Below are 26,344 nucleotides of genomic sequence, written 5' to 3'. Positions count from 1 at the left end.
TAGAATTTAGAGGTAAAGATGATACTGATTACTGGCGCAAGCAGTGGCTTAGGCGCGGCTTTAGCCGCCCTATATGCCAAGGATAACCAAGCACTCACGCTGACGGGGCGCGATGCCAATCGCCTGCATACCGTGGCCAATGCCCTCAGCCCATTTTCGACCCAAAGCATCAGCGCCATCAGTGCCGATTTAGCGGACGAGGCGAGTGTCGAAGCCCTATTCGATGGCCTTACCGATTCCCCCAACACGGTTATCCACTGTGCTGGCAGTGGTTACTTCGGCGCGCTGGAAACCCAAGGCACGAGTGAGATCCAAGCGCTGCTGAATAACAATGTCACTTCAACCATTCTGCTGGTACGTGAATTAGTGAAACGCTATAAACAGCAAGCAGTTAAGGTAGTGATCGTGATGTCCACCGCAGCCCTTGCCGCCAAAGCGGGAGAGTCAACCTACTGCGCCGCCAAATGGGCGGTGCGGGGCTTTATCGAATCGGTACGTTTGGAGCTCAAGCAGAGTCCGATGAAGTTGATTGCGGTTTATCCCGGCGGTATGGATACCGGCTTTTGGCCAAGCAGTGGTAAGAGTCTAGACACCTCAAGCTTTATGTCCGCCGATGAAGCCGCAGGCATGCTAAAACAAGCGTTGCTTGCCACCGAACATGGTTATATCGCCGATATCACCATTCAACGGGGTTAACGGATTAAGACGACGAGTTAACGATAAACACATGGGCGGCCAAGGCATCAAATTACCTTGGCCGCCCATTTTTTTGAATCAATCCCTTAGTCGATGCAGTTAGCGGTGCACAGTGCACTGCTTCGGCGGCTCTCCCTATGGGTTAACCACCACATAACTAAACCGCCGAGGGACAACAGCGCTGCGGCATAGCCGGTCGCGGCGATGCCTTGGCCTGATAAGATCACTAAGCTGCCCACCCAGGGGCCAATCGCATTGGCTAGGTTAAAGGCACATTGTACTAAAGCGCCGGTCATGGCCTGCCCATCGGGGGCCACATCCATTAATCGCGCCTGCACTGTGGTAGCCAGACCTATCCCCGAGCCCACAAAGAAAACAATCGGCATCAACGCCCAATAAGATCCCGTCAAACTCGGATACAGCGCCAACACTAAGGTGCTTAATACCAACGACCAAAATGCCGCCGCCAGTGCCGACTTATCCGCCGCCCAGCCACAGACTAAAGTGCCTAAGGTGGCGCCAATCCCAAAGACTGCCATCATTACTGGAATTTTAAAGGGTTCGACCTGGGTGACTTGGATCAGCGTCTCGGCCAGATAAGTATACACACAGAAAATCCCGCCAAAACCGATAGCAGCAATGCCGAGCGTGAGCCAAACTTCGCGGTTCTTCAGGGTTTGCAGCTCTTTTTTCGGGCTGGCATTTTGCGGTACGGCGACATTCGGCGCGAGAAAATACAGCATCACAGCGGTAACGGCGGCAATAATCGCCACTATGCCAATACCTGAGCGCCAACCGACGGTTTGCCCCATCCAAGTCGCGAAGGGCACGCCAACGATAGTGGCTAAGGTTAAGCCGATAATCACCCGGGAAACCGCTCGAGCCTTCATCTCGGGGGGCACTAAGGACGCCGCCAGTAACATAGCTACCCCAAAGTAAGCTCCATGGGGCAAGCCACTTAAAAAGCGGAAAAACACTAACCAATTCAAGCTGGGTGCCAAGGCGCTTAAGCCATTGGCAACCGCCATCATGGCGGCCAAGGCGATTAACAGCGTGCGCCGCTTAATCCTCACCCCCAGCACCATAATAATGGGCGAGCCTACCACCACCCCAAGGGCATAGGCGCTGATGGCATAACTCACATGGGCGACATCGACACTTAAATCGCTAGCGATATAAGGCACTAAGGTCATGGCGGCAAATTCTGTGGTGCCTAGGGCAAAGGTGCCTAATGCCAAGGCGAGTAACACCCAAAGCGTGCTGCTTTGAGCCTGAGTCTGGGGTTGAACTGCTTGCAAACGATTTCTCCGCGATTCTATAAAACGACAACTGGCTAAGAAAAAAATAGGAGCCCACTCGGGGCTCCCGTCGATAAGGCCTAAAACAACATTACTTCACTAACTGTTCTTGATAGGTGTGGCTATTCCAATCGAAGGCGTAAAGCGTACCTTGCCACTCATATAAGGTACGGCCATCCTGTTGCACTATTCTGGCATTGCTCGGCAGACTCGACACACTGCGCGCCGCCCGAGCACGGGGAACATTCGCCATTTGCTCCGCCGAAGCTGTTGATGCGCTCGCCGTTGATGCTCCAGTCTGTGATATCACAGTCGCGCTATTGGTTGGCATATTCGACACCATACGACCTTCGCTGGGCGAATATTGCATACTGGTGGTGACTCGCACTGGGGGCGAAACCGCCACTGGCGTATCATCATAGGCCATAGGAATCGACAAGCCTATGCCCGAATAGGGGGAGTTCCAATAGCGCGCGCTATTCCAGCCCCAATCGTTCCAGCCATTATCATTCCAACCATAGCCAAGATTCCAACCCGTTCCCCAACCCGTCGCTAAGCCAATGCCTAAGCCCAATCCCCAAGGATAATAAGGGCGGTAATAGGGGCGATAGTGGCGGTGGCTATCCCCATGTTTATGGTGATTACTGTAGTGATTGTCGTGGCGACCATGACTCTCGCTATGGCGATCATTGCCGCGATCGCGCGCCGCCGCCAGATTCGGCATGGCTAAGGTGCAAATCAATAAGGCACCCAGTAAAGACAAGACGAAGCCTGTTTTATGCCAAGGCTCAGCCGGCTTAGGTAAGCAAACTGATTGAAGTTGAAGATATTTATCTTTAACAAGGCATGGAGAGAGTGTCATATAAACCTCGAAATACCGGGCACTGGTCAAATAAACATCGACCTAGGACAAGCATTTTACGCTTCCAAAGCTGGAAGATCACTGAATAGGTTAACCCTAAAACAGAAAAATGCTATAGTGCGCGCCACACGGATTTCCACTGCAGAGGCTATTTCCACATGAGTTTTAAGGATTTACGCAGCTTTATCGATCATCTGGAAGCCAATGGCGAACTCAAACGCATTAGCTATCCCGTTGATCCTCATTTAGAAATGACAGAGATCGCCGATCGCGTTCTACGCGCTAAAGGCCCTGCACTCCTATTCGAAAATCCAACCAATCATTCAATGCCAGTGCTGGCCAACCTCTTTGGTACCCCAAAACGTGTCGCCATGGCGCTGGGCAAAGAAGACCCTCTCGCGCTGCGCGATGTGGGTGAGCTGCTGGCGTTTTTAAAAGAACCCGAGCCACCACGCGGCTTTAAAGACGCGATTTCAAAAATCCCCATGTTCAAGCAAGCCTTGAATATGCCGCCTAAGACGGTGCGTAATCCCGCCTGTCAGCAAGTGGTAAAAACTGGCGATGAGGTCGATTTAACTCAGCTGCCGATCCAGCATTGCTGGCCGGGCGATGTCGCGCCGCTGGTCACTTGGGGCTTAACTATCACCAAAGGGCCGCGTAAGAGTCGCCAAAACCTTGGGATCTATCGTCAGCAGTTGCTCGGCAAGAATAAACTCATTATGCGCTGGCTGTCTCACCGTGGTGGCGCGCTTGATTTTGCTGATTTTAAAGAGCAATTCCCCGGTGAGCGTTACCCTGTGGTGGTTGCCTTAGGCTCTGATCCTGTAACCATTTTAGGCGCAGTCACCCCAGTGCCCGATGCCATGAGCGAATATGCCTTCGCAGGATTACTGCGCGGCGAGCGCACCGAAGTCTGCAAGGCCTTAAGCTGTGATTTAGAAGTACCCGCCAGCAGCGAGATCATCCTCGAAGGCTATATCGACCCCGACGAAATGGCCGAAGAAGGCCCCTACGGCGACCACACGGGTTACTACAACGAGACGGATAAATTCCCCGTCTTTACCGTGACCCATATTACCCACCGTAAGGATCCGATTTACCACAGTACCTACACAGGCCGTCCACCGGATGAACCCGCCATGTTAGGTGTGGCACTCAACGAAGTGTTTGTGCCGATTTTGCGTAAGCAATATCCTGAAATTATTGATTTTTACCTGCCGCCCGAAGGTTGCTCCTATCGGATGGCGGTGATTTCGATTCGTAAACAATATCCTGGCCATGCGAAACGGGTAATGATGGGCGCTTGGTCCTTCCTGCGCCAGTTTATGTATACCAAGTTTATTGTGGTGGTCGACGACGATGTGAATTGCCGCGACTGGAACGATGTGATTTGGGCCATTACCACCCGTATGGATCCTAAGCGCGATACCGTGATGATCGATAACACACCTATCGATTACCTCGACTTTGCCTCCCCCGTGGCGGGCCTCGGCTCCAAAATGGGCCTCGATGCCACCAATAAGTGGGAAGGTGAAACCAACCGCGAATGGGGCACGCCGATTGTGATGGATCCTAAGGTTAAGCAAAAGATCGACTCAATCTGGGATGAGTTAGGCATAGACGACAGCCCAACCCTATAATTCAGCTTAAGCACGACTCTCGTACCCACTTAAGCCAAGAGAATAGGCCGCCAACGGCCTTAATGTGACACCTAACGACAACAAATGATGAAAGGTGCAAAGGAAGTTTGATGAAAACCATACGTTGTAAGATAGAGAAAGTAACCCCCTTTAACGACGCCGTGTATCAGGTGTGGTTAAAGCCCGACACCCCCTTTGAGTTTCAAGCGGGACAATACCTGTGTGTTGTGATGGGTGAAAAAGATAAACGTCCCTTCTCTATCGCGTCCGCCCCTAATGCCGAAGTGATTGAGCTTCATATTGGCGCGGCCGTCAGCGAAAGCTATCCAATGCAAGTGGTTGAAAGATTGCGTAATAGCACGCATATCGACATCGAAGCACCCGGCGGCGAAGCCCATTTACGCCACGACAGCCAGCGCCCACGTTTATTGATCGCCGGTGGCACAGGCTTCTCGTACATCAAGAGTATTGTCGAGCAACAAATCGCCCTAGACCAACAGGTCGAAACCACTCTCTACTGGGGTTGCCGCACCCAAGATGCGATGTACTACGAAAGCATCGCCCGCCAATGGCACGACGCCCACCCTTGGTTACACTTTGTGCCCGTGGTGGAAGAAGCCCCAGCTAACTGGCAAGGTAAAACCGCTAACCTGCTCGCGCAAATCAAGCAAGATTTTATTAGCCTCAATGGCTATGACATCTATATCGCAGGTCGTTTCGATATGGTCGGCGCCGCCCGCGAAATCTTCCGCGAAATGGGTGTCGATGAAGCCCATCTCTATGGCGATGCCTTCGCGTTTATCAAATAACGCGTTGATTTGTAACTTGACTGATTAACCTTTGCCAACCTAGATTCAAAACAATAAACCCCAGTTTTCACTGGGGTTTTGTTTTTAAGGGCGATTTGATTAAGTGTAAGGATTAAGCACTGTCATTCCAGTGACACGCAGCGAGTACATCCATGTATGCGCGACGGCGGCATCCATGCCGCCAACGGTCACTTTCATGCCAATGCTTAATCTCTCAAGCCCAACGAAATCTTAAACTCTTCAGTTAAATCAGATATCTAAAGGTTTTCACTAAGGAAAAAAGATGATGCGACTGACTCAGCTTACAACTTTTCAATTCCATTAAATGAAGCGGCTAATTGTTGGAGCTCACCAGTTTCATGCAGCCACAAATACACAGTGTCCAAAATCCGGTCTGATTCTTTGATAAAAACCATTTGGTCGCCTAACCCATTGCCCGCAATCGCGACGGCATTATCGGGGAAATGGTGGAACCCTTTGCACGACTCAGTTTCATAAAGGATATGATTGCAAGTGCGGGAAATTCGTTTCCTATCGGAAGTATCTTTAATCGGATAAAACTCCCAATCATCTTCTGCTGTAACGGCTTCGCCACCATTATCCAATTTCATTGCTTCACGGTACTCACGAGGCAGTGTCGCCCCCAACTCTTGTTCCGTTAGCGCTAACTGTTCTTCCGATAAATCAAAAGGCACCAGTATTTCCTTAGCTATTTAAAGGTTTTAGCTTTAATGAAAGCAAAATCAAAGTCGTAGGAGTTTAATCCGTCAAGAACCACTTTCTATATAAAATAGAATGACCATTTTACACTCTAGAAAGTTTCAACATTGTAATACTGAAAAAACTTTTTAATTATAGGTTTATAAATATAGTTTTCCATTTCAGTTTTATTAGTACTTTTTATATAAAAAATTTTGTCATCATTAGATTCATGATTTAGTAATCCATAACATTGCTCATGTGACATATATATAGAAATTAAATACACTCTTTTCATTTGCTCAGCTATTTCCGATGAAACTAATAAGTATAGGTCCAATTTACCGAGCAGCCTATCCATATAAATAGGGGAGAGTGAAACCTCTACTTTTTGTCCATAGAAAACAAAATAAGATAAATTAGCATTTCCGATTTCATGCTTAACAAGCCAATTTGCAAATCCTTTGCAAAATAAATTGCAAATATCTAACGTTTTCTTATGACCATTTACCGCATCACTGAAAGGTATAGAATTCATTTACTACTCCTTTTCCTCAACTTTTATTAAAAACAACTTGGCACATAAAAATAATTATAAATCACTGTGTAAAACAAAATTTAAAAAGCATCTCTAAAAGTATTGACTATTCAATTATTCTTTAATTTTTGTGTCTACTTCATTTCTTCCACTATCTGTCCTAAATCATTACAGTCTAAAACCTTGAACTAAAATACTAAGCGTAATGAATCACTCTAAATGCTTTGTCATGACACTATGTGAAAACCTACACCATCACTCTCTACCGAGCGAAACTCAACGTTAAAGGTATGGATAACAGTACTTGAAAACTTAACTTGTAACTGCTTTTTGTTAAACTTTCCTTTGTTGCCATGGCAATAGTTGAGTAAATTATTCTTAACTTGCACTTCGCGTACAACTATATCTACTACAGATTCGATATGACGAAGCAGCATATTCATATCATCACGTTGATTACTATTTATAGGTTTTAATTCCGTTGATATCACAAGGTTTCCATCTATCAATTCTGCACTAGTTAGAATTCCATTGACATCCTCACAACCTAGCTCATATTGAAATTCAAAACCTGTACCACTTTTTCTTAACGATGATTTCATACAACTCCATTTTCAGATTAACTCTCACGGCATAATACTGGAATTAGGTAAGCCTCGCGTAGCGAGGTTAGATTAAACAACTTGTTAAGCTTTGAAGTACACAGCTTTATCAAGCTGACGAAACAAATAGGACAAAAAACCGAGTAAGTCTAAACAATCTTGCTTGTTAACAGGCCAGTCCATCGCAGGCTCATGGGCTGTAGGGTTTCGAATTGCCTGCATCAAACCAGCTGATAGAAACTTTATTCCATTTTGAGTATTTTTATCTGTATCGGTTTGACAAGGAGTAATTTTAAGAACGCCATTTTCTGCGCCCCATACTTCAAGCATTAATGCTTGCCCATCCTTTTGGGAAAAGGATTTTGACTGAACCATTTTATTGTATACTTTGCATGCCTCAAACACAGTATGAAAATAATGTGACTGTAGGAAAAGTGTCTTGCAGTGTTTAATTATCTCAGGATGAAAGGTGCGCCCCATGAATTCAACTAATGCCTCTTTGTTTACAGCAACCGAGTTTATGCCTGTTCTATCAAAAATATTTTCAATTTGACGAGATAACTGCTCAGGACATATTTGCCTGCAAAACATCACAAGAAGATCATTTCTCTTGTTATTATCCATTTGCTGTTTCGCAAGCGAAAGTATCCAATCATGAATCGTTTGAGCTCTTACAGAAGTAATCGAATCATTCGGAAAGCTCTCCCGCGGAAACCGAAATAGAGCCTGCCCAATTCGATTTATCTGATTGACAGACGTATCGTATTTGAGCAAGTCTCCGACCTCCACTGCGACCAATCTGTAATTCATTACCCAAATCCACCCTAATTTTGCATAACATTTGTATCGCGTGCATGCGCATAATCTGACTGCCAACTATTTGGCAAAATTATTCACAACCCACTGATTTAAAGATTTTTACACAATAGCAAAAATCATTATGGGTAGAAAGTGAGCATGTGCATGATTTTTTGATTGTTTTATTTTCGTATTGTTTATTACTAATTGAATATTAAGACTAGATATAAAAATCGAACTGACAGCTATTCACTTCCCCAGCGAAGTTGCTGAAGGGCGTTGAAGACACTTTATTTAAAGGATTGCGCGTGAGCGAGGTATGGATGCTTCGCTAGCTTTCGGACTCTCTGTTTAACAAAACAGGGGACGCCCCATCGGAAGCGTTAGCGATTTTCGAATAAGCACGAAGCCACTAACCAATACATGTAACTTCGCTAGGGGCGTCATGGAGCATCCAAGGAGGATAGGACGAGCAGTCCTCCTTGGTCGGGTGTGGGGTGAAGCCCCACGACTTTGACTTTGATTTAAAACTAGAAATTACAACCAAACCCACGATGAACAGTAAAAACTCAAACGAAGTTTGAGTACCACCACCTACACTTGTGGTCTATATAGATCGAAACGCAGATCTTCCGAGATCCCATAGTAGGCGGATGGGCCGCCGGCGCGCAGCACGGGTTCGGCGAGGGCGGTTTGATACACACCTTCACTATTGAGTAAATGCTTAGCGATATGCACGGCAACGACTTCACCTAAGACGAGCCAAGTATCAATCTTGTCACCATTGGCGGCAGTTAATTGAATGCATTGAGAAAGCTTACATTCAAAGTTTACTGGGCTTTCGGCCACCAGCTCGGCCTGGACGATAGTGCCCGCCTTGGGGGTGAGTCCGGCAAAGGCAAACTCGTCCTCCCCGTGGGGTAACATGGCGGAAGTTTGATTCATTTTCTCTGCAAGGCTGCGGGTGGTGAGGTTCCAGACAAATTCACCGGTGTCGACGATATTGGCGACACTGTCCTTCCAACCCGTGCTGGCAAAGCCAATGATCGGTGGTTTGTAGTTGAAGCAATTGAAAAAACTATAGGGCGCGAGATTGCGTTGCCCCTGGGTACTGCGCGAGGAGATCCAGCCTATAGGTCTGGGGGCGACAATCGCATTTAAGGGGTCGTGCGATAGTCCATGTCCCTTGCTCGGCTCGTAAAAATAGCGTTCTGTAGTCATCTTCTTCCCTTATCGATTTGTGCCTAATAAAGCTTAGCATTCACGCATGTCATTCATCTTAACCCTTGAACAGTTCGAATAACAGGAAGATATTAACCCAATAAAAAGAGGGACATGCGTCCCTCTTTTTGACTGGATAATTAAGCTAATTAAGCACGAGTGGCTTTTTTAGCGCGGCGAATAAATGCCATAGAAAGCAAGCTGAGTAAACTCCATCCTAAGGCACCGCCTGAGCTAGATTCTGGCTCTGGGGTCTCAGGAGTCACAGGGGTGACTGGCGTAGGTTCAACGCCATCAGACTCTACCGTCAGCATAAAGCTAGTGCTGGCGGTATCAGAGCTGATTTCGTTATCACGCACAGTCACTGTGACTAAGGTGTCACCGTGGAAGTTCGCTTCTGGGATCAGGGTAAACTGACTACCCTTGATCTCGGCACTAATGTGCTCACCCGTGACTTCAACCGTGTTCGGAACCTTGTTCGCATCCACATAGGATACTCTCAGTCCTTCGAGACGGGTGTTTTCGGCCACGACTTGGTTAGCGATTGGCGCTAACTTGATATTGCCATTCACAGCAATGCTGTGGACCAACGTGGTTGGCGTTGCACCTTCAAGATCGTAGTTCAGTTCAAGATCCAAGGTTTTTCCTGTTGCTTCTGGTTGAACAGCCACTTTAAAGCTGACTTCCATACGGCTCTGCTCAGGACCCACATAGTCATAACAGACCACCAGATCGTTTTGCAGTTTTTCGTCCAAGTTATCGAAACCTAAGACTTCGTAGAGGTTGCCATTTTTTGGACCGACTGTTTTTGACCATGGAGAGTCAAACCCTTCCACAAATACCGCGCCTTTTGCCACATTTGCACCTAAGTTGCTATAGGCGTACATGATCTCGTATTGGCCCGGACGATCGTCGATACCGCTGCGTAGAATGGTTTCAAAGTCAAACTCTTCACCCGTTTTACTGTCGGTGACATTGTCGAACTCGAGGAACAGTAGATCGCCCAGATCTGGACGGTCTTCAGCATACTGAGTCGCAATGGTTAAACCCCATGGCTCAGAAGGATCACGACGATACTTGCTGGTGAAAGTGCCACGCCAGAATGGTGCCAAGGCTTCGTTCAAGAACCCTGGGCCACGGTGTTGTGACATGTACCAATAACCTGTGTTGAACTGCAACGCCCCCACGGTATGCATACGCATGTAGCCCGCGTTAGGTTGGTTGTAGACTTCAAACTTGGCGTTTTGCTTGTAGAACAGCCAATTGATAGGCACATCGAATGCGTTGTTGAAGTCACCGACAAACCAGTCTGCGTTAGGCTGGATGCGGAACTCGCCCCACAGGTCGATATAACCGCCTTTCGAATATTCATCGATCAACGGTGTATGACACATCTTATCGGTTAAGCTGGTGCTGACCTTGTACTCACGTCCAACGTTACGTGTCGACAACTGTAAACCACTCAGGGTTAGGTTGTGCTCATCGGCAACGATCGCTTTAGTCACATCATCGTTATTGGTTTTGATCGTTCCCGCTGCGAGACGCATACCTTCCGGTAACTTCATCTCGAACTTGTAGTTACGATCCTGTGTCTCTAGGTTAGGCGCAATGTTGAGCTTAACATCGATGACATCCATGCTACGGGCTTTGTCTTGGCTCACGGACCAAGTTACCGCATCGTCGGCACGACGAATATCCAGCGCGGTAAAGCCTAATGTACCTTCGGCACCTGGCATATTACCAAGGTCGAAACCACCGTAGTAAACATCGCCAGCTTTAGTTTCTGGAATGTTCCAGTTAAGGCCAATCTCATAGTTACCATTACCGTCGTGGGATGCCGGGCCGGACATGTTCAAGTAGCCCTTGTCATCGTTTTCCATCACTAGGGCATAACCAGTTTCAACAGCGACATCACCTTGACCCGCGCCATAGGCCATAGCGGTTGCCACCCAGTAAGTACCTGGGGTTGGACTCTCAAAGCTGCAGTAGTTATGTTCAGACTGGCTAGTTGATATACACATTAACTCATCGATATATTCCGCGCGAATCGCAGAACTCGTTGGGTTATCGCCCTCTGGTACGAAGGTATTGCTGCCGTTCTTATCCAGACCCACCATGATAAAGGGGTGCAACTGGGTATAGCGTGGGTTTAGGTTTTCCAGCGTCGAGACAAGCTCTGCCTTTTGAACTTCCACCACGAAACGTTTAGTACCTTCAGGCACCACCACAGGGCGAATATCCCAACCCTTGTCTATGTTCGCTTTGCTTAAGATCGCGCTCACTGCGGTTAATTTGTTTGAGCTGATCTCTGGCTTCACCGGGCCATAGAAACGTGGGGTCAGTTGGCTGTAGGAGTCAGTGTTCACTACCAAAGACTCTGTACCTTGATCGCGAGTGATTTCAAAACGGTGCGCAACAGGTAACTGATCGGCCACGCTCGCCACCACCACTGGCATGTGTACATCTGGTGAGCTGCCATTGATTTCTTTTAGCAACACTTGGCCATTGAAGAAAGCATTTTTATTGAGTACTTCGCTCCAAGGCGCCGAAGGATCTGCTGGCTCCACCTTATGTTCGATAAGACTTGGCGTTTTCGCAGTGATAATAATGCTTTGCGATTCACCCGCCTTCAGGCTGAAGGACGCTGGCGATACAGATACCTCAAAACCTTCTTCCTTGCCGACACCTTCAACTGTCCAAGTGCCATCACGGGTCGCCTTAACGGTACGCATCCAGCTACAGGTTTTCTCGCATTCCATTTCCACCATAGAAGGCAAGTTCAACCAGTTCACCACACCGCCATTGGTCGGATCGGCATTACGGTAGTTGTCGATGGTTTCATCCATCACCAAGCCAGTATCCGCGGCACGCGCCACATTGATTGCGCCCGCACCCGCCATAAAGTTGTAGTAAGGTTCAACCAGCTCATAACCAGTATTCAATACCACGGGACCTGCAGTCAGCATGAGTGCCGATTGGATTTCGGCAGGCGTCCAGTCAGGGTGTAACTGAGTCAACAGCGTCATCGCACCAGTAACGTGCGGCGCGGCCATTGAGGTACCGCTCATAAAGGTCCAGTCGGACGCCGTTGGATTATTGGTGAAAGGCTGATCGTCGGCGTTCGCCGCGTAGATATCCACACCTGGCGCCGTTAAATCAGGCACTAAGGTGTTATTAGTCCGGCTTGGGCCTAGTGAGCTAAAGGTCGCTAGGTTATTACCCGCCGCAGCATCAAAGCTGTAATCGTTGGTAAAGTCGGTAATAGTCGCCCGTGCTGTACCCGGGTTTTTCAGTACCCAGTTACGGATCTTAAGGCGATCGGCATACTTCACTTGGATACCCGGGATCACGTACATATCCGCTTCGAGGTTATCCACCGAAGAACTCATATTTTGCAGGATCACGCCACCGGCGCCGCCCGCTGCCACGTTTTTCGCTTTTTCGATACGGGCAATATCACCACGTTCACAGACAACGATTTGATCCGATGTAAAGGTGCCCGCAGGGAAAGGCACGTTACAGCTTGCCGCGGTATAGCTGTCTTTGGTGTTTGGATCGGCATATTTCTCCGCCAGCACCACTTCACCGGTAATCGCGCCAGAGAAGCTGGTGCCTTGAATCGCCGTAGTCGGTTTACCCGTACCTTCAAAAGCGGTAATGCTCTTAATACCTGCCTTGAGTTTACGGTCATGGGTGGTTGCGCCGACTGTAGTTACCCAAGGTGATGAGTGGTCAGCTGTCCAGTAAGCACCGCTGTTACCCGCAGCAGCGGCAACGGAAATCCCCGCTTCACGGGCTGATAGGAAGGCCAGCTCCATTGGGTCACCCCAAGGCATGTTTTCAGCGCCACCGATAGAGAAGTTAATCGCATCCACACCGTCGGCAATCGCATCTTCAAATGCCGATAAAATGGCCGACTCAGGGCAACCCGCATAAGGGTCGCCACTGCTACCCGGCCAACAAACTTGGTAAGCAATGATATGTGCACGCGGGGCGACGCCACTGGTTTGTGGGAAGGTAAAAGGTACATCCACACCATCGCTGACCTTATCGCCAGTAAAACCTTGCAGAGGCGTATCTTTTAGGGTGTTACCCGCAACGGTACTGGCCGTGTGGGAACCATGGCCCGCATAGTCTTCCGCGTTCGCAGGACGAATACGTTTTGTCGCACCACTTGAAGTTTGGAATTCAGGCGCCGCATACACATCGGTGATTTCAGGGTAAGAATGCAGACCCACTAACTTGTTGTTACACAGTTCAGGAAAAGCGCCACAATCGCCAATCGCCTGACCTTTGTATGGGTTTAAGCGTGCATATTCTTCATCGTCGGCAAAGGCGACATGGTCGGTGTTGATGCCCGTATCGATAATACCGACTACCATGCCTTCACCCTTCACCGGCAAACCGCCTTGCGTCGCGGTACCTTGCCACATTTGGTCGGCACCAATGAACTCTGGGCCACGGTCGGTGCGCAGTTCAAAAATACGGTTAGGGGAAATACGCTTCACGCCAGATTGGTGCGACATACGAATCGCATCTTCCTGCGTCATCTCAACGACTAAGGCGTTGCTGGCGATAGTGAATTGTTTGTTGATTTTCAGGTTCACGCCCGCTTGACGCACATGCGAGACAAACTTGTCTTGCTTGCCTAACAAGTAACTCTTGTAGGACTGTGCCGTCGCCGTGTTCACGCTGACGCGACCCTTAGCAATCACGGAACGGTTAACTGGTGCCTTAGTGGCTGCAAAGCCAGGGATGTCGCCTTCATAGGTTGCTAAAGGCTCAGCCTCTAACTGAACGATATAAGTTTGTATCCCCTGCGAATTAGCTTCGGGTTGAAAAATCTCTTCGGGAGTACGGGCCTTCTTAACACGGTTGACTTGTCCAGGAGTACCGATATAAATATCACCACTGAGCTCAGCCTTGCGCTCATTAGTGACTCTTAGTACATCTTCGGCGGTGAAAGTAGGAGTATAAAAACTGCTACCTGCGACCTTCTCCATCCCTGGGTCGGCCAATGCAAACGTACAAGCACCACTCACATAGAGCGCAGTCAGGCTCGCGATAGCGGTACGTTTGAACTGCTGATTGTTCATAGCATTTCCTTCAGAATTATATAGTTATATTTTTATGCACTGGCGTGCACCACTAGATATAACAAAATCCCAGCAAAAAATGCGTACCATTATGTAACACCATAAAAACACAAATTAAACATTTGAATGCGTGTTAGCTACAGCAATAAATTTCGAAAAATCATAAAAATACACCGTAAATTCAACTTGTTCAGACTATTCTGCTAGAGTGTTGCAGATTAGGCATGGATAAAGCTCATCAGTCGGGCAAAGGAGTGGTAAATGAATCCGATAAATGCAGTCTGGAAACGTTGGCTATTGGCCCTAGTGTTAGCGGTCACGGGTTGCGCCAGCGTCGCCCAGGTGGATTTTGATAATCTTTATGGTAAAAGCTCACCGCAGACGCGGGCCGATAATCAGCTTAATCCTAGTGAACTCACAGCACAAACAAAGGCTTATCATTCGACTGTTGAACCTATCATCAACGGTCGCTGCGTGGTTTGCCATGCCTGTTACGATGCGCCCTGCCAACTAAAAATGACCTCCAGCGAGGGTATTGAACGGGGCGCCAATAAGGAAAAAGTCTATCAAGGCACCCGCTTGATGGCGGCAACGCCGAATCGGTTATTTGTCGACGCCCACACGCCTGAAGCATGGCGCGAACGCGGTTTTTATCCCGTACTCAATGAACGCGCCCAAACCCCGCAGGCCAATACACAGGCCTCTGTGCTGGCGCGGATGCTAACGCTAAAACAGGCCCATCCCCTGCCGGACACTAAACTCCTCGATAAGAGTTTCGACTTTAGCCTCGATCGGGTTCAGCAGTGCGCCAGCATTGAAGAAATGGACAAATACGAGCAATACCAGCCGCTTGCTGGTATGCCCTACGGCTTACCAGCACTCAATCCGCAAGAACATAAGGTATTAATGCAATGGCTCGAACAGGGCGCAGTCTTGCCGACGCCGCCTGCGCTTAGCGCCGAGTTCAATCAAGAAATCGACCGCTGGGAGCAGTTTTTAAATGCCGACAGCCTCAAGGCGCAACTGAGCGCCCGTTATATTTACGAGCACTTGTTTGCCTTCCACCTGTATTTTGAGTCGTTAACCGCAGCCAATGCCCCAGCGATTTATTTCGAGTTAGTGCGCTCACGCACGCCGCCGGGCAAACCGATTGATCTGATTGCCAGCCGCCGCCCCTTCGACGATCCGCAAGTGTCGCGGGTGTATTACCGCTTTCAGCCCTATCGCGCCACGATAGTCGATAAAACCCATATCCCCTACGCCTTAAATAACACTGTGCTGCAAAACTGGCAGCAGTGGTTTATCGATGCTAAATACCAAGTCAGCTCGCTGCCCAGCTATAAACCGAGCGTCGCGGCCAATCCCTTCGAGGCCTTTATTCAGCTGCCCGCAGGCTCGCGTTATCGCTTTATGCTCACCCGCGCCCAAGACACTATTATGGGCTTTATCAAGGGGCCAGTTTGCCGTGGTCAGGTCGCCCTCAATGTGATCAACGATAGATTCTGGGTTTACTTTGTCACCCCAGAATATATGGACGATAGCGACTTTACCGACTTTTATCAGGGCCAAATCGAGAACCTACGCATGCCCGCCGAGGAAGAAAGCACCGCCCTTGCCGTGACCTGGGTGAAATACGCCGCCAAACAGGGCGAGTATATGCGGGCGCGAAATCAGTTTTTAAATCATAAGTTTAAAAATGGTCGCCACCTCACTATCGACGGTTTATGGGACGGAGAAGGCAACAATGATAATGCCAGCCTGACGGTATTTAGGCATTTCGATAATGCCACTGTGGTCAAAGGGTTAGTGGGAGAATCCCCCAAAACGGCTTGGGTGATCGACTATGCTCTGCTGGAGCGCATTCACTACCTCTTGGTTGCGGGTTTCGATGTGTATGGTAACTATGGCCACCAGCTACTCACCCGCCTGTATATGGATTTTTTACGCATGGAGGGCGAGTCTAACTTCTTGACCTTATTACCCCAAGAGGAGCGCCGTAAGCAGTTTAAGGATTGGTATCAGGATGCGGGCACCCAGCTGACCGCCTTTATCGCGGGGGATATTAATACCTTCAATCAACCCACGGGCGTGCTCTACTACACGGACGATCTTAAGGCCGAACTCTATCAAAAATTGGCCGCTAAGGTCGGCGAGGTTCAGCCCCAACGCTATCAAATCGCACTCAGTCAATTGCAATCTAACAGCAAGGCATTGTTGCAGGCGCTAGGGCGAGTCAAAGGTACGCAAGCGACTCTTTTGCCCGAGCTGACGATGATCATGATTGAGCCGCAAGCCCCAGGCAAAGCGGAAATCTTTACCTTAGTGCGTAACAGTGCCCATCGGAATATTTCGAGCCTATTCAATGAGGAAAGCAACCGCGAACCCGCTAAGGATGATGTCACACTAGTGCGCGGGCTATTGGGTAGTTACCCCGAAGCCTTCTGGCATATCAAGGAGCAGGACTTAGCCAAAGTCGTGGCGAAGGTCGAAGGCATGCAAACCGAAAAAGACTACGAGGCGTTATTGGATTTGGCGGCGGTGCGCCGTACCGATCCGCGTTTCTGGGCCTTTAGTGACAAACTCAACCAAGCCTTTTTCGACAGTCATCCGATTGAAAGCGGTTGGCTGGACTACAATCGACTGCAAAATCGCTAATAAAAAGGGAACCCTAGGGTTCCCTTTTTATCGACTTAAGCTTACCAGATTTTCACGCGATCCTCTGGGGCTAAGTACAGCTTGTCGCCGGGCTTCACATCGAACGCTGTGTACCAAGCATCTAAGTTACGCACGGTCAGCGCGCGGTACATGCCAGGGGCATGGCCATCGGTCGCCACACGAGCACGTAAAGCTTCGTCACGCATCTTGGTCGCCCACGTTTGCGCGAAGCCGATAAAGAAGCGTTGGTCGCCACTAAAGCCATCGATAACCGGTGCAGGCTTACCGTTAAGCGAGGCATGGTAGGCATCGAGCGCTGCCGCTAAGCCCGCCACGTCGGCAATGTTTTCACCTAAGGTCAGCTTGCCGTTTACATGCAGATCCGGGAATGGCGCATAGCTATCAAACTGTTTCGCTAATGCCTCACCCTGCTTAGCAAACTGAGCAAAGTCCGCTGGCGTCCACCAGTTACGCATAGCGCCAGTCGAGTCGAACGCCGCACCATTGTTATCGAAGCTATGGCTGATCTCATGGCCAATCACAGCGCCAATCGCGCCATAGTTATAGGCTGCATCGGCCTTAGCATCGAAGAATGGTGGCTGCAAAATCCCCGCAGGGAAGTTAAGTGCGTTTTGCACTGGCAGGTTAACCGCGTTAACCACTTGCGGCGTCATCCACCACTCGCCCTTGTCCATTGGCTTACCGATTTTGGCGAGTTGATGGGCGTATTCCACCTTTTCACCATTGATAGCATTGGCATAGGCATTGGTTGGCGATACGGCATAGGCATCGTAATTACGCCATTTATCGGGATAACCCACGCCCACGGCGATGGTCGCAACCTTAGCTAAGGCTTCCTGCTTGGTTGAAGGGTCCATCCACTCGAGTTTTTCGACACGCTTACCAAAGGCACTGACGATGTTATCCACCATAGTGCTAACTTCGGCCTTGGCCGATGCCGGGAAATAATGCTCGGCGTAGGCGCGGCCTACGGCATCACCTAGGTATTCATCCAAGGCACTTAAGGCGCGTTTATCACGGCTGCGCTGCTCAGGAGTGCCCGACAGCTTAGTGCCGTTAAAGGCAAAAGAGGCGTTATCGATAGCCGATGGCAGTACATCGGCGTGGCTGTTGATATGGTGGAACACCAGCCAGTCTTTCCACGCATCCAGCGGCTCAGAGGCCACCAGCGCCGACAGCCCAGTAATAGCACTGGCGTGATAGGCGGCAAATCTGTCTTGCTTGCCAAGCTGGGCGGCATCTAAAAAGGCAGTCCAGTCGATACCCGGAGCTTTAGCGTCGAAGTCGGCACGGCTCCACACACCCGATGCCTTAGTGAAATCTTCACTGTCTTCACGGCTGGCGTGGGCGCTAGCGATTTTATGTTCGAGGGCGAAAATGCGATCGGCACGGGCCGCAGCATCGCTGATGCCCGCATCGGTCAGCAGGGTCTCGATATAGGCACGGTAAGCGGTGCGGATCTCGACCATTTTAGGATCGTCCGACAGATAGTATTCGCGCTCGGGTAACCCTAAACCGCCTTGCAGAATATAAGGCAGCACTTCACCCGGCGTCGCCAGACCTTGAGTCACGAAAATACCGAAGAGGTTTTCGGTGAAAAAGTCGGTGGCATTGAGAGGGTCCACATCGGCACGCAGGTTAGCACCGAGCGCCGCCGATAGGGCGTGTTTGTCCGCAATGGCTTGATAACTGGCTAAATCGGCTTCCATTGGCTTCATGCCCGCCGCATCGATTGCCGCAGTGTTAGTGTAAGCCTTGTAGAAATCGGCAATGCGCGCATCATCGCTACCTGCGGCGTGTTCGGCCTTGACTAAGTCTGCGATCAGGCTGGTCTTATGCTTTTCCGTCTCTTGGAAAGCCACTAAAAAGGCGCCTGTGCTTGAACGATCGGCGGGGATCTCTGTGGTTTTCATCCACTCGCCATTGGCGTAGGTATAAAAATCATCGCCGGGTTTAACCTTGGGCGACATGGCCGCGAGGTTAATGCCAATTGGCGTGGCGGGTTGGCTGGCAGCAGGTGCTGCGCTGGTTTGTACTTTTGCTGCATTGTCGCTGGCGACAGCGGCGGTTTCCTTGGTGTTATCACCACAGGCAGTTAACCCTGTCAGAACTGTCGTTGACAGTAATATGGCGGGGATCAGGCGGTCCGACATGTGAGACTCCTTCCGTTGTTATTCTTGTATTTTTAGTATTTTGGCTATTTGAATGCTTTCCAGCATGGCGAGGCAGTGTAACTGGCGATATGGTGGGATGTAAAAGAAACTCACGCTTTATGATAGAAAGTTAATGCAAAGTCTTTAATACACTCTAGCTCTCTGCAAAGAGATGACTCTGGTAAAAAGATGTGAATAGTGAGCAGCAAAAAGCCAAACAGCCGATGGTTATCGGCTGTTTGAATAACACAGGTTAGAGTTTGACTTGAGTGTACTGAGTCCAGGCCAGCAGTTGTCCCATCTGTGGGACTATCCACACCGCCGTGCCCTGATTTTGATAAACCCGATAGTAAAACAGATCTTCATCGCGAATATCGTGCTTACGAATAGCGCGGTAAAACTGCATCGCCGAATGGCTCACTTCATCGGGTTTGGTCAGCTCCTTTTGCGACACTTTGACATGGAAGACATCCACATTCAGATCATCAATTTGCGTCTGGTACTGCTCGAATTCGCCACGGATAGTGTACTTAATCGGAGTGGTTAAACAGTCCTGATCGGTAATGCAGGAGGTAGAGTAAAACTTGCCTCGATTTTCCCCTTCGTACACCAGCGACATGCTCAGATCCGTGCGCACCAGCAGCTCACCCGCCACTGGGAAGTAAATATCCGCATGGTAGTTATGCTCAAGCAGCTCACCCGCGCCCTTATCATCAATCGGCAGCACGATGCGGTTGTAGCGAATACGCTCCTCCATTTTTTTACTGAGTGGAATAAACTCAGCCATATCAAGGCCCGCCGGAGTGGCATCTATGGAGGTGATATTGATTATGCCCTTGCCGTTACAATCCTTGGCATCGAGCGAGGGGCAGATGGCCATCGAATAGTTTTTACCATCAGTCGCTGCAAAGGCGCTGAAATAAGGTAAGCCACTGATATGGTTACCCTCTGGCGCTAAATGTTTTTGCCACCATGAGGGATGTAAATGTTCCTCATCGTCGATATATAGCACCTGCGCCGTCCCCAAGGTGCCGCCAATATTGAGGCTGATATATTTATCGGCATTCCATTTGGCGACCCGTTTCACCACGGCATGGTGATCGCTCCAGTACCAAACCAAGGTGAGGATCACCCCCAACATGATAATGCCTGCCAGTTTCGTCCAGGCAGAGACGCCAACAATCGCATCGCGGATCGCATCGGCATCGTTAATCGCCAACATCTTCACATGGGACTGTTCGGACACATGCAACTGATAACCCCGGCGCGCCACCGTTTTAAGCTGCACTTCGGTATAGGATTCTAATTTTTTACGTAAGGTACTGATGCACTGAGTTAATGAAGTGGGCGCGACCACACGTTCTGGCCAGCCGACGTGCAGCAATTCTTCCTTGGTAAAAATCGCGTTCGGGGAAGATAACAGCAATAGGAGTACGGCGGTTTCTGAAAAAGTCAGGCCGATATGGGTTCCATGAACAAGATCAACAAGCTCCTTGGCCTGCTCATCTAACGTTAGATATGAAGTGATTTTATGCATGTTAAGCGCCCAACACTAAGCCAACACAATAGACTATGATTGCGCTAACAACGGGCAAACACAGTGAAACTCAGCTTCACCCGAGAGCAACCGTGATTCCTGGCTACCAAATCAAGATGGTTTATTTTACTTATTAACAACATAAAATACTGTGACTCTATACTCAGTTTACCTATTGTTTATAAAGCATAAATTTAAACTAATGCAGAAAAACCTAAACCTCTTGCCGTGTAAAAATCCAGCTTGCCAGCACCCCTAACAGCCCTATCCAAGCTGCCAGCATGGCGTACATCAGCACTGGCCCCATTCCCGTTTGGGCAATCAGGGCAAGACTGCTTTTCGCCGATAGGCTATCGGCGGGATTAGCAAGCAGATTTAAAGCGCGGAAAAGATCGGTAGGATTAATTAAAATCAATAGGTTAAATAGCTGACGATTGAACACTTCTGCCAGACTTACCAGCGCCGTGAGCAGCACTAAGTCATAAACCAAGACCAGCACAAACCACAGTAGCATTAATACGCCTAGGGCCTTGGCCTTTTCACGCACACACAGACTCACGCAATAGCCCAAAAGTACAAACACCAGCGACAGAAAAATACCGCTGCTAATCAAATGGATAAACCCTATTGCTAAGGCGTGTCTGGCGTGTTCTTCTACAAAGGCCAGCAGTAACAGCGCCGTCGTCCCAAAGCCCATCACACAGGCAGAAATCATCACATAGGCATGGCCGAGTAACTTGCCGCACACCAAGTGCCAACGGGCCAAGGGATAGGTGAGTAGTAACAACAGAGTGCCCGATTCCCGCTCGCCGACAAAACTGTCGTAGCTAAGTAAAATCGCCCCCAAGGGCAAGATGAATACCGCCAGCGTGACTAAGCCCGAGAAGATTTGCGCGCTCTCGAGCAATACCACAGTGCCCGACACGGCGCTGCCCATAAAACTCACGCACAGGGATAAAATCAACAAGATCCCTGCCATCAAGCCCAACCAACGGTTGCGTAAATTGTCCTTAAACTCTTTCACGGCAATGGCTTGAATCAGTGTCAGCGCCCGTGGAGGACAATATTGGGCACAGCCTTGCTCGATGCTTATCTGACTCATGCCACTAACTCCCTTTGATCTTGCTCTTCTCCAACAGCCGAGCTCGATGTTGATGCATTAGGGCGATTTAGCCCTGCCATAAAATGATGGAAAATATCCTGCAAGCTCGGTGGCGCAATGGAAAACTCATGGATCTTAAGAAGATGTAATTGTTCGATCGCCTTGGCCTTAAGCGCATCGGGCACACCAAAGCACACCCTATTAGCACTTGAGTGGTTCCGCATTGAGGCAAATAGCGGCTGGCTGATAAGCTGCTGATATTGCAAAGGCGAAACGCGATGTAACTCAAGCAGGCTTGGCAGCGCACTTATTGCCCTAAGCTGCGATAAATCGCCCGAGGCGAGCAGCCGGCCTTGGCCTAAGATCAGCGCACTATCCATTTGATCTTGCACTAATCCTAACTCGTGGGTGCTGATGATAATGGCGCAGCCCTGCGCCTTCAGTTGCGCCATTTTCTGATATAAAAATGCCGATGCAAGCGGGTCTAAGCCCACTGTCGGCTCATCCAGCAACAACACTTTTGGGTCGGCCAATACCGCCTGAGCTAATCCCAAACGTTGGCGCATGCCCTTAGAAAAGGTGCTTAGGCGTTTATCCTTGGCCGCCATCAGGCCAAATTCTTCCAGCAGAATGGATACGCGCTTGGGGGCGACACCCTTGAGTTTGGCAAAATAGCTTAAGATCTCCTGCGCCGTCATATTGTCATAAAAGCTCACATTTTCAGGTAAATAGCCTAATGACAGATTAGCGTTAGGTCGCTTGGTATGCAGAGGTTGTCCCAGCACAAATAGCTCGCCCTGGTTTGGGGAGACAAGCCCTAAGATCATTTTAATCAGGGTCGATTTACCCGCGCCATTGTGACCAAGTAGCGCTAAAGTTTGGCCTGCGTTTAGTTCAAAATGAAGATCCGTGAGCGCCTCAAACGTCGCATAAAGCTTGTAAAGCCCGATGGCCTTAATCGCCACTTGCCCTTGGGATGAAGCCTCGTTTTTCATCAAGGTAAGCGCCTGTTTATGCTGTGCATCATTGCTGAAATGGCTCATCGCCCATCTCCTCGGTATTCCATCCCATTAAGGGAAAACTGTCACTCACACCACTTGCCCTCGTTGGCTGAAACTGCCGCTCCACCCAACGTAGCAGCAGGACCACAGGGCTTTCCATCAGCAGTTTTGCCTCGGGATAGAGCCAAAAGAGTTTGTCTAAGCTGTCGTTGGGCCTGTGGGCGATATCCCCCAGTCCATCGCCATTGATATCCCAGCCCTGATATTCGGACCAAAAATTACCCTGCCCCTGATAACTCCACTCAAGTTGCGCCTCGCCAACGTATTTGACTTGAGTTTGATTGGCTACAATGCGGTTATGCCAGAGGCGGTTTGCTTCGCCGCCCATGGCCATGCTGATCCCGGTATCGCTATGGCTAAACTCGTTCGCCTCGATGCGATTATTCTGCGCGGCGTAGATAAAAATGCCCTTGCCCTCGTTACCCAGCTCCAGCGAACCTTGGGGATTGACCACCTCAGTCGCGACATTCGCCTGAATATGGGCATCGTTAGTGATATTGAGCAGAATGCCAAAGTCCCGCGCTTGGCTGACCTTGTTGTGATGTAGAGAGATGTGCTGCGAGTTCATCAAGGCATAACCGCCATCGACGCTAATCGCTTGATTTTTTGAGGCTTCATCGCCTCGGGTGTACATATAATGGATGCCGTATTGCAGCTTAGCGAATTGATTATGGTGGATTTGACTGTCCGTCACCGACTCGAGATACACACCATCGCGGACAAAAATAAAATGGTTAGCTTGCACGTGGGGCGCGCTCACATGCTTGAGGAAGACACCGTCACCCCGATCCAACACATAAATCGCGCCATTACCGCTGATGCTGTTTTCCATAATGCGGGGCGCATTAAGCTGCTCGCCATAGATACCAAAGCCATCCCCCACCAGCCTGTTGCCCTTAATGAGCACTTCGTCAGCACCGGGTTGCAGCAAGATCCCTGCATTCTGGTAATAGAGATCCCGCCCCCAGTGACGGATATTCAGCCCTTCAACAATGACCTTGGGCGCCGCAATAGTTAAGGCGCTACCTTGGCGCAGGGCATCTAAGGTTGCGCCCGCTTCGCCCTTAAGATGAATCGCGCGACTCACAGTAAAATTGCCTTCGTAAACAGCGGTGGCGAGCACTACAGTGTCGCCATCCTGCGCCAGCGCGAGGGCTTGGGTTAAAGCAGCAGTGTCTGTGACCTTAAACTCCTGCGCCAACCCAACAAGGGATAAGCTACAGAGCCAACCGAGCAGCAAGCAGCGCCACATACCAAACGCCTACTTATCGCCAGCCAGTAATTCGAGGGTGATCTCATCGAAACGGAGCACGCGGCCACCATATTCTTGAGCAAAGGCCTCGGCGGCGGCTTTAGTGCTAAAAGGCGCCACAGCAGGCCCCATCACGGCTTTTTTACTGGTGCCGTAGACATAAAACGCACTGGCGGCATCGATAAAGGCGCCATCGTCTGGTTGTTCCCAGTCGGTCGATGCGGCGTCATGCACCATCATGTAATCAATTTGTCTTTTGTTTTCAGGTTGTAGGGCAAAGTTAAACATATCGCGACTGGAGCAAAACTTAGGCACCATCTTCTCGGCCTTCAGATGCACTTGTCCCTTTGGCCCTGGGTATTTAGTGATCACCATGCCGCACAAGTGGCAACGGTCATGCTCGTGGATCATCTCGGCTTTATGTTGATGATCAGTGGCTTCGCTCTTGTTGCAACCCAATAACAAAGGAGCGAGTAGTAGCAAACTTAAGTACTTTTTCATCCTGTTATTCCTTCTAAAAATATCAACACCTCGCCAAGGCACCTTGCAGGGACAGACCTCTTGTGACGAGGGTTGATACAAAAATGGTTCTTAGCTTCAAGCCTTGGGCCTTAGCTTTGGGTTAAATTGCGTAGTTTTGACCCGCCAACAGAATGAAGAGTCGCAAACACATCATGCCTACTACCGCGCACATACCCGACATATAAAACGCTTTGGCCGAATGGCTAAAATGCTTACCCGTGGCGAAGTTAAGGAGCAGCGGCGCACCAAAACCAATACCGACCACACCAATCCAGAATACGCTTGCCCAGATCCCTTCTTGGAAGGCGGCAAAGGCAAACTGGCCTCCGGCATTACCGGTTAACAGCGCGGTGGCGATCATAAAAATAAACAGAGCTTCGGCGAACATAATCGGCCACTCGGCGCCGTGCAGAATTTTCATCTCGCCGCTGTGTAAAGGTTCTTTAAACAACCATACCGCCAGCATTTTGGCCGAGGCGCCGCCCGCTGAAAGCCCTGAAGCAATAAACAGCGCAGGCAATACCGAGGTGTTGATCAGTGGGAAGCGGATCAAGGCGGAGATTAAGAAGCCGGTGTAAGCGCAAACGGATAACGCCAGTAATAACACCAGTGCTTCCATCGGGCGTCTAAAGCCCTTCAACTTAGTGATGATGGGGCCGAGGAACTGCAATTGGGGAATCGCCATCAGCTCTTTTTCGAGGGCGAATAGCGCGACCACAGCCACTAACGGGATATACACCGACAGGGCAATCACACCAATCGACATCACAGAATTTAAGTTGTAGAACACCAAAATTCGCCAGAAGAATAAGGGGTTAGTCAGGTCGAGCACCAGACACAACATCCCTAAACTGATAGTGACAAACGACAGCAGAGTCGCCGCTTTTAAAAAGGCGGTATTTTCAACCTGACCTAAGTAAAACCGCAGCGCCAGCGCAATGGTTAACGCCCCGCCGGAGATGCCGGCGAAGAACAAATACACCGCAATCGGCCAAGGCCAAGCGACGCCTTGGGAGAGGCCTAGGGTAAATTCCATACTGGTATCCATATTTACACTCCCAGTTTGACGATTGGTATGTAACGTAAGCTCGGCTCAGTGCCAAACTGCGGCTTAATGCGCACTGAGTCTTTTACCGCTAAGAGTTTGCTTACGTAGGATTGAGGATCGTTGGCATCACCGAAGATCAGCGCATCGTATTTACAGCTCTGCACACAGGCGGGTAATTCGCCCTTGGCTAACTTGCTGTTCAAACAGAAATCGCAGTTATCGGCCACATCCGTATCGCTGTTGATGTAGCGAGCGTTGTAAGGACAAGCCCCAATGCAGTATTTACAGCCGGCGCATTTGCTCGCGTCCATAGTCACAATGCCCGTTTTCGCGTCGCGGTGCGCCGCGCCAGTCGGACAAACAGTGACACAGGGGGCGTTCTTGCATTGCTGGCAGGAAACCCGCACAAACTTACGTTCACAGTCACAGCTCATCTTGCCGCAGTGCGGACAAGGCTGACCTTCGACACGACCACTCTGCTGCTCGAGCAACACCCGTGACTTGCCTTCGGGTAAGTGGTTGGCTTGATTACAGGCGGTTTTACAGTCGCCACAGCCGACACACTTGTTTTGGTCAAAGACCATGACGTAATGGGGCTTATGGGCGCCGTCGGACTCTTCTTTGACCGAACACCCGGCTAAAGGCGTTAACATCAAAGAGCACATGCCAGCGCTTTTAAGGAACCTCCGTCTCTCTATATTTTCACTCACAACATCCTCCATCTATCGGTTTTA

20 protein-coding genes are annotated in these 26,344 nt (G+C 49.6%); 4 read left to right on the top strand and 16 right to left on the bottom strand.

Annotated features, from left to right (window positions below):
- Positions 1–18 precede the first annotated feature (18 nt).
- Positions 19–696, top strand: a complete 678-nt coding sequence (locus tag K0H59_RS02590; protein ID WP_220054576.1) for an SDR family NAD(P)-dependent oxidoreductase — start codon at positions 19–21, stop codon at positions 694–696.
- 86 nt (positions 697–782) lie between these two features.
- Here K0H59_RS02590 and K0H59_RS02585 read toward each other — a convergent pair whose 3' ends face one another.
- Together K0H59_RS02585 and K0H59_RS02580 are read right to left on the bottom strand one after the other, a co-directional pair.
- Positions 783–1,994: an MFS transporter gene (locus tag K0H59_RS02585; RefSeq protein WP_258405885.1), complete on the bottom strand. Its 1,212-nt coding sequence runs from the start codon at positions 1,992–1,994 to the stop codon at positions 783–785.
- A gap of 91 nt (positions 1,995–2,085) precedes the next feature.
- Positions 2,086–2,856 carry a hypothetical protein gene (locus K0H59_RS02580; protein ID WP_220054575.1) on the bottom strand — a complete coding sequence of 257 codons (771 nt, stop codon included), beginning with the start codon at positions 2,854–2,856 and terminating at the stop codon, positions 2,086–2,088.
- A 158-nt stretch (positions 2,857–3,014) separates the two neighbouring features.
- On the opposite strand from K0H59_RS02580, the gene ubiD reads away from it, so the two are divergent.
- Together ubiD and fre are read left to right on the top strand one after the other, a co-directional pair.
- Positions 3,015–4,496 carry a 4-hydroxy-3-polyprenylbenzoate decarboxylase gene (ubiD, locus tag K0H59_RS02575; RefSeq protein ID WP_011627318.1) on the top strand — a complete coding sequence of 494 codons (1,482 nt, stop codon included), beginning with the start codon at positions 3,015–3,017 and terminating at the stop codon, positions 4,494–4,496.
- Positions 4,497–4,606: 110 nt separating this feature from the next.
- A complete protein-coding gene (gene fre / locus K0H59_RS02570) occupies positions 4,607–5,305 on the top strand; it encodes an NAD(P)H-flavin reductase (protein ID WP_220054574.1) in 699 nt (232 codons plus the stop codon).
- 302 nt (positions 5,306–5,607) lie between these two features.
- On the opposite strand, the gene K0H59_RS02565 is transcribed toward fre, so the two are convergent.
- The 6 genes from K0H59_RS02565 to K0H59_RS02540 form a co-directional block, all read right to left on the bottom strand.
- A complete protein-coding gene (locus tag K0H59_RS02565; protein ID WP_220054573.1) occupies positions 5,608–6,000 on the bottom strand; it encodes an SMI1/KNR4 family protein in 393 nt (130 codons plus the stop codon).
- 116 nt (positions 6,001–6,116) lie between these two features.
- The gene (locus tag K0H59_RS02560; RefSeq protein WP_220054572.1) at positions 6,117–6,542 is read right to left on the bottom strand and encodes a hypothetical protein; all 426 of its coding nucleotides are present in this window, start codon (positions 6,540–6,542) and stop codon (positions 6,117–6,119) included.
- A 227-nt stretch (positions 6,543–6,769) separates the two neighbouring features.
- Positions 6,770–7,144, bottom strand: coding sequence for a hypothetical protein (locus tag K0H59_RS02555; protein ID WP_220054571.1), 375 nt, complete (start codon positions 7,142–7,144; stop codon positions 6,770–6,772).
- Between the two features lie 84 nt (positions 7,145–7,228).
- Positions 7,229–7,954: a TIGR02391 family protein gene (locus tag K0H59_RS02550; RefSeq protein WP_220054570.1), complete on the bottom strand. Its 726-nt coding sequence runs from the start codon at positions 7,952–7,954 to the stop codon at positions 7,229–7,231.
- Positions 7,955–8,536: 582 nt separating this feature from the next.
- On the bottom strand, positions 8,537–9,163 hold the full coding sequence (locus tag K0H59_RS02545; protein ID WP_220054569.1) for a flavin reductase family protein: 627 nt from the start codon (positions 9,161–9,163) through the stop codon (positions 8,537–8,539).
- 149 nt (positions 9,164–9,312) lie between these two features.
- Positions 9,313–14,259, bottom strand: a complete 4,947-nt coding sequence (locus K0H59_RS02540) for a S8 family serine peptidase (protein WP_220054568.1) — start codon at positions 14,257–14,259, stop codon at positions 9,313–9,315.
- A 261-nt stretch (positions 14,260–14,520) separates the two neighbouring features.
- Here K0H59_RS02540 and K0H59_RS02535 point away from each other — a divergent pair, with 261 nt between their 5' ends.
- Positions 14,521–16,914, top strand: a complete 2,394-nt coding sequence (locus tag K0H59_RS02535) for a fatty acid cis/trans isomerase (RefSeq protein WP_220054567.1) — start codon at positions 14,521–14,523, stop codon at positions 16,912–16,914.
- 41 nt (positions 16,915–16,955) lie between these two features.
- On the opposite strand, the gene K0H59_RS02530 is transcribed toward K0H59_RS02535, so the two are convergent.
- The 8 genes from K0H59_RS02530 to K0H59_RS02495 form a co-directional block, all read right to left on the bottom strand.
- Positions 16,956–19,088: a M13 family metallopeptidase gene (locus tag K0H59_RS02530; protein WP_220054566.1), complete on the bottom strand. Its 2,133-nt coding sequence runs from the start codon at positions 19,086–19,088 to the stop codon at positions 16,956–16,958.
- Positions 19,089–19,341: 253 nt separating this feature from the next.
- Entirely contained in the window at positions 19,342–20,625 is a 1,284-nt protein-coding gene (locus tag K0H59_RS02525) for a winged helix-turn-helix domain-containing protein (RefSeq protein WP_220054565.1), read from the bottom strand.
- Between the two features lie 214 nt (positions 20,626–20,839).
- On the bottom strand, positions 20,840–21,727 hold the full coding sequence (locus tag K0H59_RS02520) for an ABC transporter permease (protein ID WP_220054564.1): 888 nt from the start codon (positions 21,725–21,727) through the stop codon (positions 20,840–20,842).
- Positions 21,724–22,770, bottom strand: coding sequence for an ABC transporter ATP-binding protein (locus tag K0H59_RS02515; protein WP_220054563.1), 1,047 nt, complete (start codon positions 22,768–22,770; stop codon positions 21,724–21,726). The genes K0H59_RS02520 and K0H59_RS02515 overlap by 4 nt, the downstream gene beginning before the upstream one ends.
- Entirely contained in the window at positions 22,751–24,040 is a 1,290-nt protein-coding gene (nosD, locus tag K0H59_RS02510) for a nitrous oxide reductase family maturation protein NosD (protein WP_220054562.1), read from the bottom strand. The genes K0H59_RS02515 and nosD overlap by 20 nt, the downstream gene beginning before the upstream one ends.
- Positions 24,041–24,049: 9 nt before the next feature.
- The gene (locus K0H59_RS02505) at positions 24,050–24,541 is read right to left on the bottom strand and encodes a nitrous oxide reductase accessory protein NosL (protein WP_011621296.1); all 492 of its coding nucleotides are present in this window, start codon (positions 24,539–24,541) and stop codon (positions 24,050–24,052) included.
- Between the two features lie 121 nt (positions 24,542–24,662).
- Positions 24,663–25,610, bottom strand: a complete 948-nt coding sequence (gene nrfD / locus K0H59_RS02500) for an NrfD/PsrC family molybdoenzyme membrane anchor subunit (RefSeq protein WP_011621295.1) — start codon at positions 25,608–25,610, stop codon at positions 24,663–24,665.
- A gap of 2 nt (positions 25,611–25,612) precedes the next feature.
- On the bottom strand, positions 25,613–26,320 hold the full coding sequence (locus tag K0H59_RS02495) for a 4Fe-4S dicluster domain-containing protein (RefSeq protein WP_011621294.1): 708 nt from the start codon (positions 26,318–26,320) through the stop codon (positions 25,613–25,615).
- Positions 26,321–26,344: the final 24 nt, after the last annotated feature.

Origin of the sequence: Shewanella sp. FJAT-51649 (assembly GCF_019457435.1) — a bacterium.
GTDB classification, from domain to species: domain Bacteria; phylum Pseudomonadota; class Gammaproteobacteria; order Enterobacterales; family Shewanellaceae; genus Shewanella; species Shewanella mangrovisoli.
Note: the sequence above shows the minus strand (reverse complement) of the source record. Positions and strands in the feature narration are given on the sequence as shown.

Coding starts and splice junctions, on each gene's coding strand:
- K0H59_RS02590 (WP_220054576.1), top strand. CDS start 19: ATGATACTGATTACTGGCGCAAGCAGTGGCTTAGGCGCGGCTTTAGCC.
- K0H59_RS02580 (WP_220054575.1), bottom strand. CDS start 2,856: ATGACACTCTCTCCATGCCTTGTTAAAGATAAATATCTTCAACTTCAA.
- ubiD (WP_011627318.1), top strand. CDS start 3,015: ATGAGTTTTAAGGATTTACGCAGCTTTATCGATCATCTGGAAGCCAAT.
- fre (WP_220054574.1), top strand. CDS start 4,607: ATGAAAACCATACGTTGTAAGATAGAGAAAGTAACCCCCTTTAACGAC.
- K0H59_RS02560 (WP_220054572.1), bottom strand. CDS start 6,542: ATGAATTCTATACCTTTCAGTGATGCGGTAAATGGTCATAAGAAAACG.
- K0H59_RS02555 (WP_220054571.1), bottom strand. CDS start 7,144: ATGAAATCATCGTTAAGAAAAAGTGGTACAGGTTTTGAATTTCAATAT.
- K0H59_RS02550 (WP_220054570.1), bottom strand. CDS start 7,954: ATGAATTACAGATTGGTCGCAGTGGAGGTCGGAGACTTGCTCAAATAC.
- K0H59_RS02545 (WP_220054569.1), bottom strand. CDS start 9,163: ATGACTACAGAACGCTATTTTTACGAGCCGAGCAAGGGACATGGACTA.
- K0H59_RS02540 (WP_220054568.1), bottom strand. CDS start 14,259: ATGAACAATCAGCAGTTCAAACGTACCGCTATCGCGAGCCTGACTGCG.
- K0H59_RS02535 (WP_220054567.1), top strand. CDS start 14,521: ATGAATCCGATAAATGCAGTCTGGAAACGTTGGCTATTGGCCCTAGTG.
- K0H59_RS02530 (WP_220054566.1), bottom strand. CDS start 19,088: ATGTCGGACCGCCTGATCCCCGCCATATTACTGTCAACGACAGTTCTG.
- K0H59_RS02525 (WP_220054565.1), bottom strand. CDS start 20,625: ATGCATAAAATCACTTCATATCTAACGTTAGATGAGCAGGCCAAGGAG.
- K0H59_RS02520 (WP_220054564.1), bottom strand. CDS start 21,727: ATGAGTCAGATAAGCATCGAGCAAGGCTGTGCCCAATATTGTCCTCCA.
- K0H59_RS02515 (WP_220054563.1), bottom strand. CDS start 22,770: ATGAGCCATTTCAGCAATGATGCACAGCATAAACAGGCGCTTACCTTG.
- nosD (WP_220054562.1), bottom strand. CDS start 24,040: ATGTGGCGCTGCTTGCTGCTCGGTTGGCTCTGTAGCTTATCCCTTGTT.
- K0H59_RS02505 (WP_011621296.1), bottom strand. CDS start 24,541: ATGAAAAAGTACTTAAGTTTGCTACTACTCGCTCCTTTGTTATTGGGT.
- nrfD (WP_011621295.1), bottom strand. CDS start 25,610: ATGGATACCAGTATGGAATTTACCCTAGGCCTCTCCCAAGGCGTCGCT.